A 15,350-nucleotide genomic window follows, 5' to 3' on the forward strand; every position below is an offset into this window, starting at 1 on the left:
CGGGTCATCCGACCCGGCAGGGTTCGCCCGGTGACGATGCGCCCTGGGGGGATGCGGCCCTGAGCACCGCCCCTCGACCTGAGCCTCTCCAGCCCGATCAGACTGGCCGCTTCAGCCAAGCAACGCCCCGGGAGCCTTTCCCGGGGCGTTTTCCGTCATGGGAGCTTGCGCCCCGGAGCCTGTTTGACCCGGAATCCGGGTTTCCAAAGGGCGAGCCCTTTGGCGGGTTCTCAGGGCAGAGCCCTGAGATCTTCGGACCTGAGACCTTCGGCCCCGAGATTTTCGGCCCCGAGATGGTCTCCAGCGCTTCGGCCCGGACCCGCGACAGGTCTCGACCTTTCGAGACCACGACTTGCGCCGCCCGTCGGACAGGCGCTCAGGCGTGGACGGCGTGCTCCAACTGCGCCTTCGACATGCGCGAGCGACCGGGCACGTTCTGCGCCCGGGCCTTGCGCATCAGCTCGGCCTTGGTCGTCCCGGACTTGCTGTCCGCCTTGCCGGACTTGCTGCCCGCCTTGCCGGACTTGCTGCCCGCCGTGCCGGTCTTGCGCGCGGCGGCGGATTTCTCGGCGGCCGCCTTCGGCTGCTTCGAGAACTGCTTGCCCTTGGCGGTATCGGCCCGCTTCTTGGCCGTGCTGGCGGCGTAGTCCTTGTCGCTGAGCTTTTCGCGCGCCTTCTTGGGCAGGTAGCGCTCGCCGGTCTTGCCGCTCTCCTTGCCCGACTTCGTGTCCCATTCCTCGTCGGTCCACTGCTTGAGGTGGTTGTCGTCCGACTTCTTGCCCGCGTAGCCGCCGCCTTCCTTCTTGTATTCGGCGGTGGCCATCTGCGCCTTGCGCGCCGACCACTGGCCCGGCTTGCCGCCCTTCTCGGACTTCGTGACCTGCTTCTTGACCTTGTCCCACAGCTTGGGATCGGTCTTTTTCGCGGTTCCCGACATTGTCGTCTCTCCGAATAAAGATTTGGCAGACAACACCAAGCCCACGGCTCCGTTCCGGCGACGCGCCGCGGGTGCGAAAATCGCGGGGGATGACGTCCGGATATGTCGGTGGGCTCGCCCCGTGGACCGGGCAACCGGTGCGGCGCACCGGGGCCGGGGCGGCCGGGGGGCTGGGCCGGAACCTCCGGGCCGTCCGTCCCGGCGGGGCCGGCGGCGAGCGCCAGGGCGGGGATGCGCGCGCGCATCCCCGCCCAGCGGCCCCACCGGCGGGTGCAGCGCGGTGTGGCGGCCGGTCATGGCAGCGTTCCGTGAGACGGGGTCCGCGGAGCTGGAAGCGGCACGCCTACTGGAGGTAGGCCACGAACATCTCGGCCACGGCCCGCGACGCGTAGGCCTCGGGGCTCTCGCCCCAGCGGATCGGGAAGGCCTCCGCCACCCGGCGGCCGGCGAGGATCCGGGCCACCTCGTCGGGCATCAGCCCGTCGTCGAGGGCGTTCGCGAGGGCGGCGCGTTCGTGGGAGGGATGGGAGCGGATGCTCCGGGACAGGGGGTCGCGGAGGGTTGCCGGATCGCCGCGCGCCGCGGCGTTCAGGTCGGAACGGGGGGTCGGGGAACCGTCATAGCTCAGCATCGCTGGTCGCCTTCCGTGGCTCGTGTGGTGTGGTCTCCTCGTTTCGGACGCGGCAACACCACGGACAGGGCGACATCATCGGGGCGATCCGATCCACGCTGGCGATCACGGCAAACCTCCATCCGGCTCTGCATCGACCCGTTCACTCTAGCCGCCGGGGCCGAGAAAAGGCTGCCAATCTGATGCGGTTTCGCAGCGGAGCGCATGCGCCGGCCCCGCCTTCGGGAGCAGACGTTTCGGAGCCGGCGGCGTCCTCCCGTATCCCGACGCGGGGCGTGCGGCCTGCCACCATCGGATCCCGGGCGGCCGCCCGGGACAGCGACAGGCGGGCCATGATCCGGATCACGCGCGCGCCGTGATCGTCCAGCCGGGAAGCGGCTTCGACGAGGTCGGGTTCGGCGAGCGGCCGGAGGAGAGCAACCCCGACTTCGGCAAGATCTGCATCGCGATACCGCGCCTCCCACCGGGATGCGCTCGCCACCGCGGCGGTGCAGCGCGAATGGACGATCAGCCCGGGCATCCGCACCAGCATCGCCCGGCTCGCCCATTGAGACGCGGCCTATCTTCACATGACGGAGCGGCCCGGGACCCCGACAAGGCCCGCCGGCGGCGCGGCCGCGGTCATCGGAGCCCGTTTGACCGGAGCGCCGGGTGTTGCGCGTCGCGCGGAGGGCCCAGGTCGTGGTTTCGAAGGGTCGAGACCTTTCGTGGGTCCAGGGCAGCGCCCTGGTGAACGTCTCAGGACCAGATAACTCGGGACTCGGCCTGAGAACCGACCGAGGGGCTGAGCCCCTTGGAAACCCACGATTTCCGGGTCGGACAGGCTCTCAGGCGGCGCGGATGCCGACCAGGAAGCGATCGACCGCCCCCGAGAGGTGCTCGGACTGCCGCGACAGGGCCGTGGCGGCCGTGAGCACCTGATGGGCTGCGGCCCCCGTCCGCTCCGAGGCCTCGGCCACCCCGGCGATGTTGCTGGTCACCTGCGCGGCCCCCTGCGTCGCCTGGGCGACGCCGCGGACGATCTCCTGGGTCGCCGTGCCCTGCTGATTCACGGCCGCCGTGATCGCCACCACCACCCCGTTGATCTCGCGGATCCGGTCGATGATCGTGCCGATCGCGCCGACCGCCGCGCCGGTCACGCCCTGGATCCGGTCGATCTGTGCGGCGATGTCGTCGGTCGCCTTGGCGGTCTTCTCGGCCAGGGCCTTCACCTCGCCCGCCACCACCGCGAAGCCGCGGCCGGCCTCCCCGGCGCGGGCGGCCTCGATAGTGGCGTTGAGCGCCAGCAGGTTGGTCTGCTCGGCGATGCCCGAGATCAGCCGCACCACGTCGCCGACCTCGGCGGCGGCCGTCCGCAGCTCCGAGACGAGCCCGGCCGTCTGATCCGCCTCGCCGACCGCCTGCTGGGCGAGTTTCGAGGAACTGCTCGCCTGCCGGCCGATCTCCTGGATAGAGCCGCCGAGTTCCTCGGCCGAGACCGCGACGGTGTTGATGTTGGCCGCGGCCTCCTCGGCCGCGCTCGCCACCGTGCCGGACTGGGTGGCCGTCTCCTGGGCGGTCGTGGTCATCTGGTGGGCGGTGGTCTGAAGTTCGCCCGCGGAGGCCGAGACGCGTTCGACGATCCTGGCCACGGCCTGTTCGAGGGTCTGAGCCAGCTCCATCCGGTTGCGCCTGCGCTCGGCGGAGGCGGCGGCTTCCGCCTGCCGCTTGTGCTCGACCTCGGCGGCGGCGTTGCGGGCGACCATGGCCTTGATCTCCTCGACCGCGCGGCCGACCATCCCGATCTCGTCGCCGCGCCGCGCCTCGGGGATCGCGGCCTCGACATCGCCCTGCGTCATGCGCTGCAATCCGGTGACGAGGCGGTGGAGGGGCCGCGTGACGCCGAAGATGACGATCGCCGCGGCGAGGCCGAGACCAGCGAGCAGGGCCGCCAGGGCCGCGCCGATCAGGATCGTGCGGGCCTGCTCGGCCTCCTGCTGCGAGGCGATCTTCGCCTCCTTGAGACGGGCCGGCGCCTGCGCCTCGTACGCCTGCGACGCCGCGTCGAACCGCTTCTGAATCTCCTGGCTCGCCACGACGCCGACTTGGATCGCCAAGTCCCGCTCGTCCCGCAGCGCGAGGGCGTTGGCGCGGTCGAGCTGATCGAAGTACGCGCGGGCGATGCGGCCGATGTTGCGCTGGATGTCCTGGATTTCCTTCCGCCGCGATCCTGCAGCCAGTGCCTCGACATTGTCGGCCACGGCTTTGACCGCCTTGTCATAGCGTTCGCGGAAGGACGGAATCTCGCCTTCCGGCTGGCCGATGATCATGTTGCGGTTCATCAGACCTGCTTCGACAAAATTCTCGCGGACTTTCGAGAACATATCCAAACGTGAAAAATAGTAATCCACCAGGTATTTGTTGCGCTGCTCCATAACGTTGAGCGCATTGATCGAGTAAGTCGCGATGAATGTGCCGGCCAAGATCATGATGAGAATCGGAACGGAGATTTTGACGATCAATTTCGCATTTCGGAGAAGCCGCATATCTCCCACTCCCGTATGGCCGCGGGAGCCCTATAGCATAACTTTTTCGATTTCTTGCCCGCATGGCGGACGTGCTTATACGCTCATCAGATCAATGAACCAGCTCGATTCGATCAGTCATCGTGACGGTAAGAATATTTCATACCGATTCTCATCAAAGGCCTGCAGATCAACGTGCGGTGGATTGTTGCCTCGGGTTTCGCTCCGCCCGAAGCAAAGCCTTCCGGCCGACAGGCCGCCCCGCCGTCGATCCGGAACGGATCGTCGCGTTCGACACCCGGACGGGAATCGGACCCGTGCCCACCGGAAACATCCGAGCCGCGGCTCAGGCTGCGCCCGCGCAAGACATGCGGCCCGCGCTCCAGCCCCGGATCCCGCCCGGCCCTACGCAGGACCATCTCCGGACGATCCGCCGATCGCGCGAACGCCGGAGTCGAGGCCGTGGACCGTCCCGCGGGGCGAGGAGAATGCGTCGGCGGCGCCGCTTCCGTGCGCCCGCCCTCAGTCGAGCACGATCGGGTAGCAGCGCGCGCCCACCGAGGCGGCGAGCACCTGCACGGCGCCCACGGTCGAGACGTCGCCCGCCACATGGACCACGTCGGTGGCGCGCAGGCTCGGCAGGTGGGCGGTGAGGGGTCCGGAGCGCACATCCGGCGGGCGCTGACGGCCGCGGTCGGCGCAGAGCACGATCCGGGCGACGCCGGTGCGGCGCAGCCAGTCCAGGCTCTCGCGCATGTAGAGGTCGAGGGCGGCCCGGGCGCCGACCGCGAGCGCCATCTCGCGGGCGGGCTCGACGTAGCGGGCGGCCCGGGCGATCGCCCAGATCGCGCCGAAACCGGCGCCGGCCGCCACCAGCACGAGGCGCCCACCGCCGGGGCGGTACTGTCCCCGGCCCACGGGTCCCTTGAGGCGCACGGGCTGGTCGAGCCGGATCGCGTCGACCGGGCCGCCCTCGGGATCGCGGGGGATGTGGAACACCGCCTCGTTGATCTCGGCGGCGCCGTCGATCCGCAGGGTCGGGGCCAGGGTGAGGGTCGGCAGCCCCGCGAAGGTCACGTGGGCCTGATGGCCGGGCTCCAGGGTCGGGCGCCGGGTCAGGGTGGCCACGACCTCGACGATGCCGGGGCTGAGCCGGCGGATCTCCGTGACGGTGCCCTTTCGGATTGCGACCGGGATCGGCGGCGCCACCTCCTGACCCGGGATCGGGGCGGATGGCAGGCCCGGCCGGAGCGATTCGGGCCGGGCGCGATGGGCCGGCGGGCGGCGGGCGGGGCGGGCCGCGCCCTGATGGGCCGGCGGCGCGCCGGCCTGCGTCTGCACCGACGCGATCATGCCCTCGGCGAGCGCCGCCTCAAGCGGCGTATCGCCGGTCGAGACGCGCACCGACCGGCCGTTGACGACGAGCGAGCAGCGCGCGCCCATGGCCTTACCCCGCGTGGTCTGGAGAGGGCTCACCGAAGGTGGGTTCACGGGCGAGGGCGGGTTCACGGGGCACGGTTCACTTGGCGCGGATCAGGAGCGAATCGACCAGGGCCGCCCAGCGCTCGCGGGTGGCGCGGACGTCGTCGCTGGCCGTGGATTCGGTGAGGAGCTGGCGCTGCGCCCGCAGCGATTCGACCTCCTGCCGCTGGGCGCGCAGCACCGCCTTCATCACCTGCAGCTCGGTCTCGAGGCGGGCGATGGCCTCGTCGGAATCGTCGAACAGGTCTTCGTCGGGCTCGCTGGCGGGCACGTAGTGAGCGGGCAGAGCGTGTCCGAGCAGGGGCAGCCGGGTCCGGGCCTGCGGGTCCAGCCGGACCGGCCGGGCCATCAGGCGGCGCAAGAGATCGGAGCTGCCCGCCTGCTGATAACGCCGCGCCGCCTCGGCCATCCGCCCATCCCCGCCCCGGGCGCCGACGCGCCCAACCATCAACAGGAGCCTGCGCGGACATGGTTAAGGGGGGCTTAACAATGTCGTTAGGATTTCGTTTACCTGCCAGTAGCTTACGGCAGGCATTCCCGGGGCGCTCCTCGTGACGTTCCCGGACCGTTCAGGCCTCGGATTTCGGCGCGCGTCGGCCGAGCCGGGCGGTGGCGAAGCGGCGGTGCGCCTCCAGCCGCTCGCGGTCGTACACGTCGGCCGTGGTTCGGGCCTTCGTGTGGCCGGCGACCTTGGCCGCGTCATCGGTCAGCGCGCCGCCACCGCGGCCCTCGGTGATCGCCGAGGCGCGCAGATCCCGGCTCCAAAGCTCCGGCGGTAGACCGGCCGCCTCGCGGACGCGCCGCCAGGCTCCGATGAACTGCTGCTCCATGTAGGGGCGGCCGGTCGCCTCGTTGACGATCAGCGGCCCGGAGCGCGCCTCGACCGGCACCCGGGCCATCTCCTCCAGCACCATGGGGCACAAGCGCAGGTCGATCACCACCTCGGCGCCGCTGCTGGCGCGCGTCTTCGACGGCGTGTAGCGCAGCACCAGGTCCTCGCCGATGTGGCGCCATTCCAGGCCGGCCCATTTGCTCTGGCCGTATACCACGGAGCAGATTGTCGGATCGGCGAGCGGATACCACTGACCGGCCGCGTCCCACTGGCGGAGCGCCGTCTCGAACTGGACGGCGTAGCACAGCGCCAGCGACGGGCGCCGCATCGCGTGCGCGGCCGCGATCGCGCGGCGCACCTGATCGACCGTGGCGTACATGCTGCGCGGGCGCGGCGCCGGCAGGCGCAGCTCGCGGATGTCGTCGCGCAGGATGCGGCAGGAGCGGTGGCCGGCCACGACGCAGAAGGTGAGGGCGGCCTTCAGCACCGACACGCGCGTCTGCCCGGCCGCCGGCTTGGCGCCCGCGTCAGACCAGGCCGCGTGCCAGCGCTTCACCTGGAGGCCAGTCACGGCGTCGATGCGCACGTCGCCGATCTCCGCCTCCATCAGGCGCAGATAGACGAGGTAGGGGCGGCGCGAGCCGGGCTTAAGGCGGTGGAACGGCGAGTCCTCGTGGCTCTGGTAGATCCGCAAGACGCTGCCGATCATGCCGTCGAAGGCGAGCGGATCCGCGAAGACCGGCTCGCCGAAGTCTGGGGCGGGCGATGATCGCAGCCGCCTTCGTCCTACGCGGGCTTGCCGCGTGCCTCCAGGCTTTGGCCATGCCGTTCCTGGCGATCGGCTGGGTCGCGACGCCGATCCTGGCTTGCTCACGCAGCCTGCAGGCGCGTGCCCGCGAGTGGGATCCGCGCCTCTGGTCGCGCGGCCAGCACACCGACCTTCACCCCCCACCCGGAGCCTGAGACCCGTCCATGCGCGCCCAGCTCGCCGCCCTCGCCCTCATCGCCGGATTCACGGCCGCCAGCCCCACCCGGGCGCAACTCGCCCTGGACATCAGCACGGTCGATCCACTGACCAAGCTGCCGGCCGACAAGTGGGTGCAGCTCGCCACGCGAATCGTGAATCCGGCCCCGATTGTCGGGAAAGACGCGGTCTACGTCGTCAACGCCACCGGCGAGGACCTCAGCTCGGTGACCTGCCGCGGCTACTTCTTGGTGGGGATGAGCCCGTACATCACGGGCAACAAGACGACGAACGCGCCCGCCACCCTGCCGAAGTGGACGGTGAGCCTCGTGCCGACGGAGGGCTTCAACACCTATTGCAAGGGTGGCGTCGAGGCGACGGGAATCGTGGCGAACTACCACGGCGCGCCCAATGCCGGGGACAAGACCCGCGCCCAACATCGCAGTCAGGCCCGGGCGCTGCACCGATGGTTCGAGCGCGGGCTCTGGCGCAACAGCGCCCCCTCGGCCGGCAGCGCGGGACCGGCGGCGACCGCCGCGCCGTCCGGAGCACCCGCGACCGACCTGTTCGCCGCCCGCAACGCCGCCGGCATGGACCAGGTCCGCCGCGGCCAGTGGCCGAGCGGCTGCACCCACTTCGTGCTCGCCGATTCGGACGGGGGCGCGGCCTGGGAGGCGTACTGCGCCGAGCTCGACGTGAAGCCCCGGTGGATGTCGCTGTCGAGCGGGCTCGGCGCGTACATGCCGGCGCCGTTCCCGCCCGCGAGCGAGGCGGCGTGACGCACAACTCCGATTCAGGCGGCCGCGGCCAGGCCAAGTGGGGCCGCCTGCCGATCAGCGACGAACCCGCCCGCCGGATCGGCCGGCGGGTGCCGGTCCCCGACCACGAAGAGGAGGCCAAGCACTGACCCCACGCGCCCGGCCGGTGCGCGAACCCCGCCGGCCTCATGCCAGGAGAGCTTCATGACTGATACAATCAACCTCACCGCCGGTATCGCGGCGGCCTACGTCAGCCACAACCACATCGCGGTGGCCGACGTGCCGCAGCTGCTCACGACGCTCCACGGGGCGCTGGACGGGCTTCCGGGCGGCACCGCAGCCGCGTCAACGGACGACGCTTTGGCCGCGCCGGCCCCGGAGATCCCCTCGGCCTCTCAGGTCCGCAAGTCGATCCGCCCGGATGGTCTCGTGAGCTTCCTCGACGGCCGCTCCTACAAGACGCTCAAGCGGCATCTCACGGCCCATGGCCTTGACCCGCGAGGCTACCGCGAGCGCTTCCGGCTCCCAGCCGACTATCCGATGGTCAGCCCGTCCTACTCGGCGCAGCGCTCGTCGCTCGCCAAGGCGATCCGGCTCGGTGTGCCCGGCGGCCAGGCGAAGCGGCGGGCGGCGGAGTAGGCGGGGCGGTCTCTGGGTACGCGCTCCTCGCGAAGCACAGCCGGATTCATAAGGCTCAACCTGCGATCCCGATTATCTTGGGCAGCGATCGCATTCGGCGCTCGCTGCCCACGATGGTGTTCAAGCGGCTAGGATGCCTGCAGCATCTTCCAAACTCGGCAGTGCGTTTGGAGCTGCTACAGCTGAATGAACGCCGAGGTGCACAGTCTGGACGTCACCGGCTTCTCGGGCCATGGCCGCAGCGAGAAGCTCCGCACGTCCAGCCCAACGATCCCGCTCGTTCCGCATGGCATCAAGCCGCTCTTCGCTCGATGCCAAAGCGACTTGCAACGCATCGATTTCGGTCCGGAGATCACTCGTGCGCTGCCGCTCATCGACCAACGCGGCCTTGAGTATGCTCAGTGCCGCGGCTGTTGCTCCCTGTGAGGAGCGTTTCATGTCGCTGACAACACTGGGTGTCCGCTCAGACTTGAGGATTTCGATTTTCTGCTCGTCGTCCCCCGGCGTCGACGCATGCGTCGCTGTTGCATCCGGTCGAAGCTGCATGATTTCCGCTCTCAGCTGCTCGACATCGAGACCGGCCGAGGGCCGGGCACCGGTTGGCCCGATCAACGAAGCGGCGGCGGGTGAGGCTGGCTGACCCTCCTCCTCTAAGACTAACTCATGCAGCATGGCGAACACGGCATCACCGTCCAGCCTAGACAGGTCAAAGCCGCTCTCCGATGCAAGTCGGTTGAACTGCGCCTGCCCACTAGACGACTGCCCGACGAAAGCCATCGACCAATTGGCAAAGCTGCGGGCCTCCGTCGGACCACACTGAAGAACCGTCACGTCCCCATGGCGATCATCGCACTGGATCCGCTCGAAAGTTTCCTCGACCCCCTGGCGCGGGCCTTCGAGGACCTGGGCAAACGCACCAGCATTGAACATCAGCGCGCCGGTCACATGAGATCGATCGTTGTTTCGCTGCGATGCAGCCAAAATTTGACTGATGGTCGCTTTCAGCTCGGCATCGGTTCCTTGGAACAGGTTCTTACTGGCGTAGACGAGACGGTAGAGTTCACTCATAGGACTATCCGAGTAGCGGTGCGGATCAAAGATTTGGACGGTAGCTCGTGAGGAACTGCAACAAATCGTCGGATGGTATCGGCTTACTGATGAGGTAGCCCTGAACGTCGGTACAGCCTTCCTCACGGATGCGTTGCATCTGTTCCGGCGTTTCGACACCCTCGGCCACCGTGGTCATTCCCAGACTCTTGCCGAGACCAGCGATCGCTCGAATGATCGCGTCGCCGTCCGGCTTGCTCGCAAGATCTTGTACGAACGACCTGTCGATCTTGATCTTGTCGAATGGAAAACTGCGCAGGTAACTCAAGGATGAGTAGCCCGTACCGAAATCGTCCATCGAGACACGGATCCCGAGTTCACGCAGACGATGCAGCGTCTGCAAAGTCTTTACGCTTTCTTGCAAAAGCACCCCTTCAGTGATCTCAACCTCCAGCCGCTTGGCCGATAAGCCTGAGCTGGCAAGAGCCGAAATGATCGTCTCGACCAACCGGTCGCTTTTGAATTGAGCCGGAGAAACGTTCACCGCGACGGACATTCCAGCGGGCCAAGTTGTCGCGTCGCGGCAGGCCTGCCGAATGACCCACTCGCCGATCGGTACGATCAGGCCGATCTCCTCGGCAAGCGGAATGAAGTCCAGCGGAGATATCAAGCCACGTTCTGGATGCTTCCATCGGATCAGCGCTTCACAACCGATCAGCCTGTCACCATCGAGCTGTAATTGTGGTTGGTAGTGCAGCTGGAATTCGCGGCGAGCCAGCGCCTGACGCATGTCGAGTTCGAGCCGTCGGCGCGCTTGCATGCGCGCGTCCATCTCAGGTTCGTAGAAGCGGTATGTGCCCCGCCCGTCGAGCTTAGCCCTGTACAAAGCAAGGTCGGCATTTTTCAAAAGCTTGTCAGCACTTTCTCCATCCGTGGGTGCGAGGGCTACGCCGACACTCGCCCCGATCGTCAGGAGGTGACCTTCAACCATGTAAGTTCGGCTGATCAGATCGACGATGCGCCGAGCCAGCGCTTGCGTATTGCCGGCCTCGCGGATGCCGGTTTGCAAGATTACAAACTCGTCGCCACCGATGCGGGCTACGGTATCCGTCGGCCTGACAGTCGAGCGCAGGCGATCGGCGACCTTCGCGAGCAGTAAGTCGCCGATCGGATGGCCGAGTGTGTCGTTGACCGGTTTGAATCGATCGAGGTCGATGAGCAGCAGCGCATACGGCTCGCCGCCGCGCTGCAAGCGTGCCAGAGCCTGGGCCAAACGTTCGCGCAGGAGAAGTCGGTTCGGCAAGCCAGTGAGGGGATCGAGCCGCGCCATCTCGTCCGCTCGCGCTTCGCTCGCCTTGCGCGCGCTCACATCTTCAAGCGTCGCGATCCAGCCTCCAGTTGCGACGGGGCAAAATTCAATCATGAGCGTTCGATCTTGGCCCACAACCTCGAAAGAGACCGACGCCAGAGAACTCAAAGCATGTCGCAACAATTCAAATATTTTTCGCCGTGTGAGCAAGGTTTCGGCAGACAGAGCACGACGTAGTTGGCTGGCTGGTAGCCCAACATGCAGCTCCACACCCAAACTTTTCAGGAAAATCTGAGTTGCAGCATTGAAATTAGCGACCTCGCCTGACGGGCCGATCATGAGCAGGCCGTGTCGAATGGCATCGAGGTATTGGTGAGCCATGATGAGTGACGCTGCGCCTGAACCAGGCCGCGCCCCCACTGACAAAGGTTCTAGTTGTACTGCGCCGGACTGGTGCAGGGCAGCCGTCATCACGCATATGTCCCATAGAGGCGCCTACGCAACATACGGCGCCTTGTAGCGTCGCGAATATTCCTAGCAAATCTTTAATACAGGGTTTACGTGTTTCAAAATATAAAGAACCATTGAAGCTTGAGGCCCTAATTCCTTACTAATCTAGGTTAGACAAGGGTGGCAATACGTAAGCTCGGCTCCGAATTGGAAACATGCGACAAACAATCGGCCAATTCGACGCGGTGATGGACGTCCGGGAGCGCGTGCAGTTCAACGCCAAGATGACGTCGGCCATCCATGAGGCGATCGGCGGCATGAACGCGCCCATCGTGATCGAGGCCGATGAGCGTGTCGACCTCCTCGACTCCTTCAGGATCGTCCGCTGATCGGATCAGGACCGAACCGCGTACGATGCCCCCCGCCGCCCTATCGCGCGCGAAGGGCCCCGCCGGGCTCCATGCCGGCCTTCCTGATGGCCGCGGCGGCGCGCTCCGACGCCAGGAAGGCGATCAGCCGCTTGCCCTCGGCGACATGCGGCGAGGTGGCGACGATCGCGCCCGTAAACACCTGCACCAGCTGAACCTCTTCGGGCAGCGGTCCGACCAGGCTCACCCCCGGTTGATCGACGAGTTCGCTCAACGGCCCGATGGCGAGGTCCGCCTCGCCCGCCGCCAGCATCCGCGTGGCGTCCAATCCCCGGGGGACCAGCTTCGACGCCACCCTGTCGCCGATCGCGAGCTTCGGCAACACGGTGGTCTTCATGAACAGGCCGCTCGTGCTCCCGGGCATCACCAGGAGTCGGGCTGCGAGCAACGTGCGCTTCAGGGCGTCGAGGGTGGCGACGTCAGGTTTGGGGCTGCCCTGGCGCACGGCGGCACCGAGCGGCACACGCGCCAGCCCCGCGGCCGTGCCGTGCAGGACCAAGCCCGCCGTGATGAGTTCATCCAATCCGTTCTCGGAGAGGATGACGACATCGGCTCGAACGCCGCGCTCGAGCTGGGATTTCACCGTCTGCGGGCCCGTCCCCTGGGATGCGCCGGACAGCGTCGTGACGGAGATGCCGGTGTCGCGTTCGAAGTCCGGGATGACCGCGCGATAGGCCAGCGAGAACCCGCCTGACATCAGCACGGTGAGCGCTTCGCTCGCCTGGCTCGGCCACGGTGCCAGGATCAACGCGAGCGAAGCCATGAGGTTGATCATGAACCGTTCCGGCATCGTCCACCCTCTTCAGACCTGCGCGCCGGCTGGGCTACCTGTCGGGCGACGGGCGATTGTTCATCTCACAACCTACGCATACGTAGGACTTCCACGGCTTCTCGACGTAGCGCGACTTCTCGACGGCGCGTGGCTTGACGCGCAGCATCGGCATGGCGATCGACCCGGTGGTCTGGGGCGCCACCTGCTTGTTCTCAGTGAGAGCCATAAGGCCGGTGGTCTCGTCGGCCGCCAGTCCAACGCCGCAGGCCCCCAACAGGACCGCACCAAAAACGGACCAAGCCGCGACCGACCGCCGAATCGACATCTATTTCCTCCGAAGACGCTACGGTTCTTCACCAAGCTCGATCGTCGGTACAGACTGTCACCAGTCATCCTGGCACGCGGGCCGGAGCCTGAGTCTCTCTGGCCACAGTGCCTCCCGGGTCATGAGTGCATTCGCGGCTCTACCCGGCGGTCAGGCGAAGCGGCGAGCGGCGCAAATGACGGGGTGCCTCAGTGCCAAGCCATCTGGGGTCGAAGTGCCGGTTGCACCAGCCACGCCGTCACCAGCACGTCGGCGATGCAGCCGATCTGGTCGGCCTTCCGCCAAGCCGCGCGACAGACGAGGGCCTCGCCGGTGTCGTCGAAGGTAAGGATGAAGACATCTGGAAGGTCTTCGGTGCTTGGCAACGTGACCCGAATGCCGGTCGCCGAGCGATCCGAGATGATGCAGGGCATGGTCCTGTGCTCGTCGACCAAGATCATGCCGGGGATGTTGAGGCGGGTCCGATCTTCCGCCCGACGCTCGATCATCGCAGGTACCCTCAGCATTCTCGCCACAGAATGCACGACGCCGATGGAAGGCCCCTATCGACGAACGCTCGAATTGTCCGGATCTGAGTCGAAGACGGCATGCCTTTTCGCGACAGCACCGGGTCCGATCATGCGGCGACGGGCCGAACGACTACATGCCCGGCGTAGACGAGGGTAGCCATGACGCCAGACTGCACCTGAACGAAGACTGTGTCTAGATCATCGAGCCTCTTCATCAACACAGCGCACGAGAGGGCAACGATCTGCGGGGTGCGATCAGCATCTTCAGCAAGGTACTCGCGGATCGCATCGTCGAATGATGCTTTGACGTTCCCCTCTCTCGATGCGCTGACGACATGCTCGCAGGCTTCTCGCAGCGGGGCGATCGCGCCGTCAACGACAGAAACCCATTGCCGGGTATCGTCATAGATAAGCCAGCGGACTGACCCCAGAGCGACCGGAGCCAGTCCAGCGAGATAGCCCCGAGCGGCCGCGTCATCGAACATGGTTTAAGTTTTAACCTCTGTCCTTCGATAGGCCGACTTCAAGCGGTCTGACACGGTCGACCGACCAGATTGGCGGCGCCACAGCAACGTTCCGCGATCCCGGCCTATGCCCGGAACCGTGCCTCGATATGCTGCGCCTTTAAAGCGGAACTGAGGAACGGACGAAAGGTTGGCCGATCATGGGCATCCTCCGACGGTGAACGCCATGCGGGTCCTCCTCTCGGTAGCTGTCCTGCTCGCGGCCTCGGGCCCGGCACTCGCGCAGAGTGCGACCAGCACCAACTCGCCGTCGATCGCCAGCGTCAGCGTTGCACCTGCTACGCCGGGGACGGTCGGTCTATCCAGCGCCTCGGTCGAGCCGACGGGTTCGATCGCGAATGCCGGCGGTTTGAGCGGCAGCAGTTTCCCGTCGATCTCAAGCCTGACGGGGGGCATTACCAACGCAGGTGCCTTGAGCTTCGGTGGCGGCGGCTCTGGCGGCGGCAGCGTCCCGAACCCAGCCGGCAGCTCATCGACGACCGCCAGTCCCGCCGGTTCGCTCTCATCCGTCAGCACTGGCCTGAACGTGTCCGGTCTCACGAGTTTGTCGACGTCGGGCAGCTCCGCAGTTGGATTGACCGGTGGTACTGGCGGCGGTAGCGGCGCATCGAGCAGTTCGACGGCATCAGGCGTGGGCTCCACGTCCCCTACGGCAGTCAACGGCGTGCAGGCGGCAGAACAGGCCTACCAGACGGCATTGGGCGGGTCGGGTGCGGGCATCGCCGGAGGGACGGGCTCGAGCGGAGGGTTCTCGGGCGGAGGATCCTCCGGCGGCAACGCGTCGGCATTCAGCTCAGGGGTCTCCTCGAACGCAACGACCCTCACGGAACGAGCCTCGAACGCTACGCAATCTGTAGCGGGCGGCGGTTCGACAGGCGGCGCGGCAATCGCAGGGAACTCGATCGCATTGACCGACCAAGCTGCAAACTCCGCTCGAACGGCTACGACGACAGGAACGGTTGGGGCGGCCGGTGGATCGACGGGAGGCGCTGGCATCTCAGGCGCCGCAGCGCCTAGCCAAACCGACGCCTGTAGTCAGGCGTTCGGAGCGGCTTGCGAGAGCACCGGTATATACTGATCACTCGATCAGCTTCGCCCGAACTACCGTCCGGACCCATAATGGTGGCGCGGACGGCTTGGGTGTGATTCACGGCTTCCGTGGGAGGAGCCGATGGATCAGTTCTGGCTGACGGACGAGCAGTTTGCGCGGATCACGCCGCACTTGCCCACCGACACACG

General features: G+C 67.0%; 19 protein-coding genes. 5 read left to right on the top strand and 14 right to left on the bottom strand.

All coding sequences use genetic code 11. The features are described from left to right. Positions 1-376: 376 nt before the first annotated feature. The 7 genes from MKK75_RS10810 to MKK75_RS10840 form a co-directional block, all read right to left on the bottom strand. Positions 377-937: a hypothetical protein gene (locus MKK75_RS10810; protein ID WP_244042580.1), complete on the bottom strand. Its 561-nt coding sequence runs from the start codon at positions 935-937 to the stop codon at positions 377-379. Between the two features lie 343 nt (positions 938-1,280). Then, a complete protein-coding gene (locus tag MKK75_RS10815; protein ID WP_244042581.1) occupies positions 1,281-1,568 on the bottom strand; it encodes a hypothetical protein in 288 nt (95 codons plus the stop codon). Between the two features lie 142 nt (positions 1,569-1,710). Further along, entirely contained in the window at positions 1,711-2,100 is a 390-nt protein-coding gene (locus MKK75_RS10820) for a hypothetical protein (protein WP_244042582.1), read from the bottom strand. Between the two features lie 295 nt (positions 2,101-2,395). Beyond that, the gene (locus tag MKK75_RS10825) at positions 2,396-4,036 is read right to left on the bottom strand and encodes a methyl-accepting chemotaxis protein (RefSeq protein ID WP_244042583.1); all 1,641 of its coding nucleotides are present in this window, start codon (positions 4,034-4,036) and stop codon (positions 2,396-2,398) included. A gap of 558 nt (positions 4,037-4,594) precedes the next feature. Next, a complete protein-coding gene (locus MKK75_RS10830) occupies positions 4,595-5,515 on the bottom strand; it encodes a ferredoxin--NAD(+) reductase (protein ID WP_244042598.1) in 921 nt (306 codons plus the stop codon). A gap of 76 nt (positions 5,516-5,591) precedes the next feature. Beyond that, positions 5,592-5,963 carry a hypothetical protein gene (locus MKK75_RS10835; RefSeq protein ID WP_244042584.1) on the bottom strand — a complete coding sequence of 124 codons (372 nt, stop codon included), beginning with the start codon at positions 5,961-5,963 and terminating at the stop codon, positions 5,592-5,594. Positions 5,964-6,123: 160 nt separating this feature from the next. Next, positions 6,124-7,095: an integrase gene (locus tag MKK75_RS10840; RefSeq protein WP_244042585.1), complete on the bottom strand. Its 972-nt coding sequence runs from the start codon at positions 7,093-7,095 to the stop codon at positions 6,124-6,126. A 56-nt stretch (positions 7,096-7,151) separates the two neighbouring features. Between MKK75_RS10840 and MKK75_RS10845 the strand changes: the two genes are divergently transcribed. The 4 genes from MKK75_RS10845 to MKK75_RS10855 are packed head-to-tail and all read left to right on the top strand — an operon-like array spanning position 7,152 to position 8,747. Then, positions 7,152-7,349 (top strand): hypothetical protein, encoded by a 198-nt coding sequence (locus MKK75_RS10845; RefSeq protein WP_244042586.1) that lies wholly within the window; start codon positions 7,152-7,154, stop codon positions 7,347-7,349. Positions 7,350-7,358: 9 nt separating this feature from the next. Further along, positions 7,359-8,129: a hypothetical protein gene (locus MKK75_RS10850; RefSeq protein WP_244042587.1), complete on the top strand. Its 771-nt coding sequence runs from the start codon at positions 7,359-7,361 to the stop codon at positions 8,127-8,129. Continuing rightward, the gene (locus MKK75_RS35675; RefSeq protein WP_279593789.1) at positions 8,126-8,257 is read left to right on the top strand and encodes a hypothetical protein; all 132 of its coding nucleotides are present in this window, start codon (positions 8,126-8,128) and stop codon (positions 8,255-8,257) included. The genes MKK75_RS10850 and MKK75_RS35675 overlap by 4 nt, the downstream gene beginning before the upstream one ends. A gap of 55 nt (positions 8,258-8,312) precedes the next feature. Beyond that, the gene (locus MKK75_RS10855; protein WP_244042588.1) at positions 8,313-8,747 is read left to right on the top strand and encodes a MucR family transcriptional regulator; all 435 of its coding nucleotides are present in this window, start codon (positions 8,313-8,315) and stop codon (positions 8,745-8,747) included. A 120-nt stretch (positions 8,748-8,867) separates the two neighbouring features. Here MKK75_RS10855 and MKK75_RS10860 read toward each other — a convergent pair whose 3' ends face one another. After that, positions 8,868-9,815, bottom strand: a complete 948-nt coding sequence (locus tag MKK75_RS10860; protein ID WP_244042589.1) for a BLUF domain-containing protein — start codon at positions 9,813-9,815, stop codon at positions 8,868-8,870. Positions 9,816-9,840: 25 nt separating this feature from the next. After that, positions 9,841-11,574, bottom strand: a complete 1,734-nt coding sequence (locus MKK75_RS10865) for a putative bifunctional diguanylate cyclase/phosphodiesterase (RefSeq protein ID WP_409567549.1) — start codon at positions 11,572-11,574, stop codon at positions 9,841-9,843. 194 nt (positions 11,575-11,768) lie between these two features. Between MKK75_RS10865 and MKK75_RS10870 the strand changes: the two genes are divergently transcribed. Continuing rightward, positions 11,769-11,942, top strand: coding sequence for a hypothetical protein (locus MKK75_RS10870; RefSeq protein ID WP_244042590.1), 174 nt, complete (start codon positions 11,769-11,771; stop codon positions 11,940-11,942). 40 nt (positions 11,943-11,982) lie between these two features. Here MKK75_RS10870 and MKK75_RS10875 read toward each other — a convergent pair whose 3' ends face one another. From MKK75_RS10875 to MKK75_RS10895, 5 genes are all read right to left on the bottom strand, one after another. Next, positions 11,983-12,756 (bottom strand): substrate-binding domain-containing protein, encoded by a 774-nt coding sequence (locus MKK75_RS10875; RefSeq protein ID WP_244042591.1) that lies wholly within the window; start codon positions 12,754-12,756, stop codon positions 11,983-11,985. Between the two features lie 49 nt (positions 12,757-12,805). Continuing rightward, positions 12,806-12,979, bottom strand: coding sequence for a hypothetical protein (locus tag MKK75_RS10880; protein WP_244042592.1), 174 nt, complete (start codon positions 12,977-12,979; stop codon positions 12,806-12,808). A gap of 287 nt (positions 12,980-13,266) precedes the next feature. After that, positions 13,267-13,566 carry a PilZ domain-containing protein gene (locus MKK75_RS10885; protein ID WP_244042593.1) on the bottom strand — a complete coding sequence of 100 codons (300 nt, stop codon included), beginning with the start codon at positions 13,564-13,566 and terminating at the stop codon, positions 13,267-13,269. A gap of 128 nt (positions 13,567-13,694) precedes the next feature. Further along, the gene (locus tag MKK75_RS10890; protein WP_244042594.1) at positions 13,695-14,072 is read right to left on the bottom strand and encodes a hypothetical protein; all 378 of its coding nucleotides are present in this window, start codon (positions 14,070-14,072) and stop codon (positions 13,695-13,697) included. Between the two features lie 177 nt (positions 14,073-14,249). Next, entirely contained in the window at positions 14,250-14,753 is a 504-nt protein-coding gene (locus MKK75_RS10895) for a hypothetical protein (RefSeq protein WP_244042595.1), read from the bottom strand. Positions 14,754-15,350: the final 597 nt, after the last annotated feature.

This window comes from Methylobacterium sp. J-030 (genome assembly GCF_022829545.1).
Classification (GTDB): domain Bacteria; phylum Pseudomonadota; class Alphaproteobacteria; order Rhizobiales; family Beijerinckiaceae; genus Methylobacterium.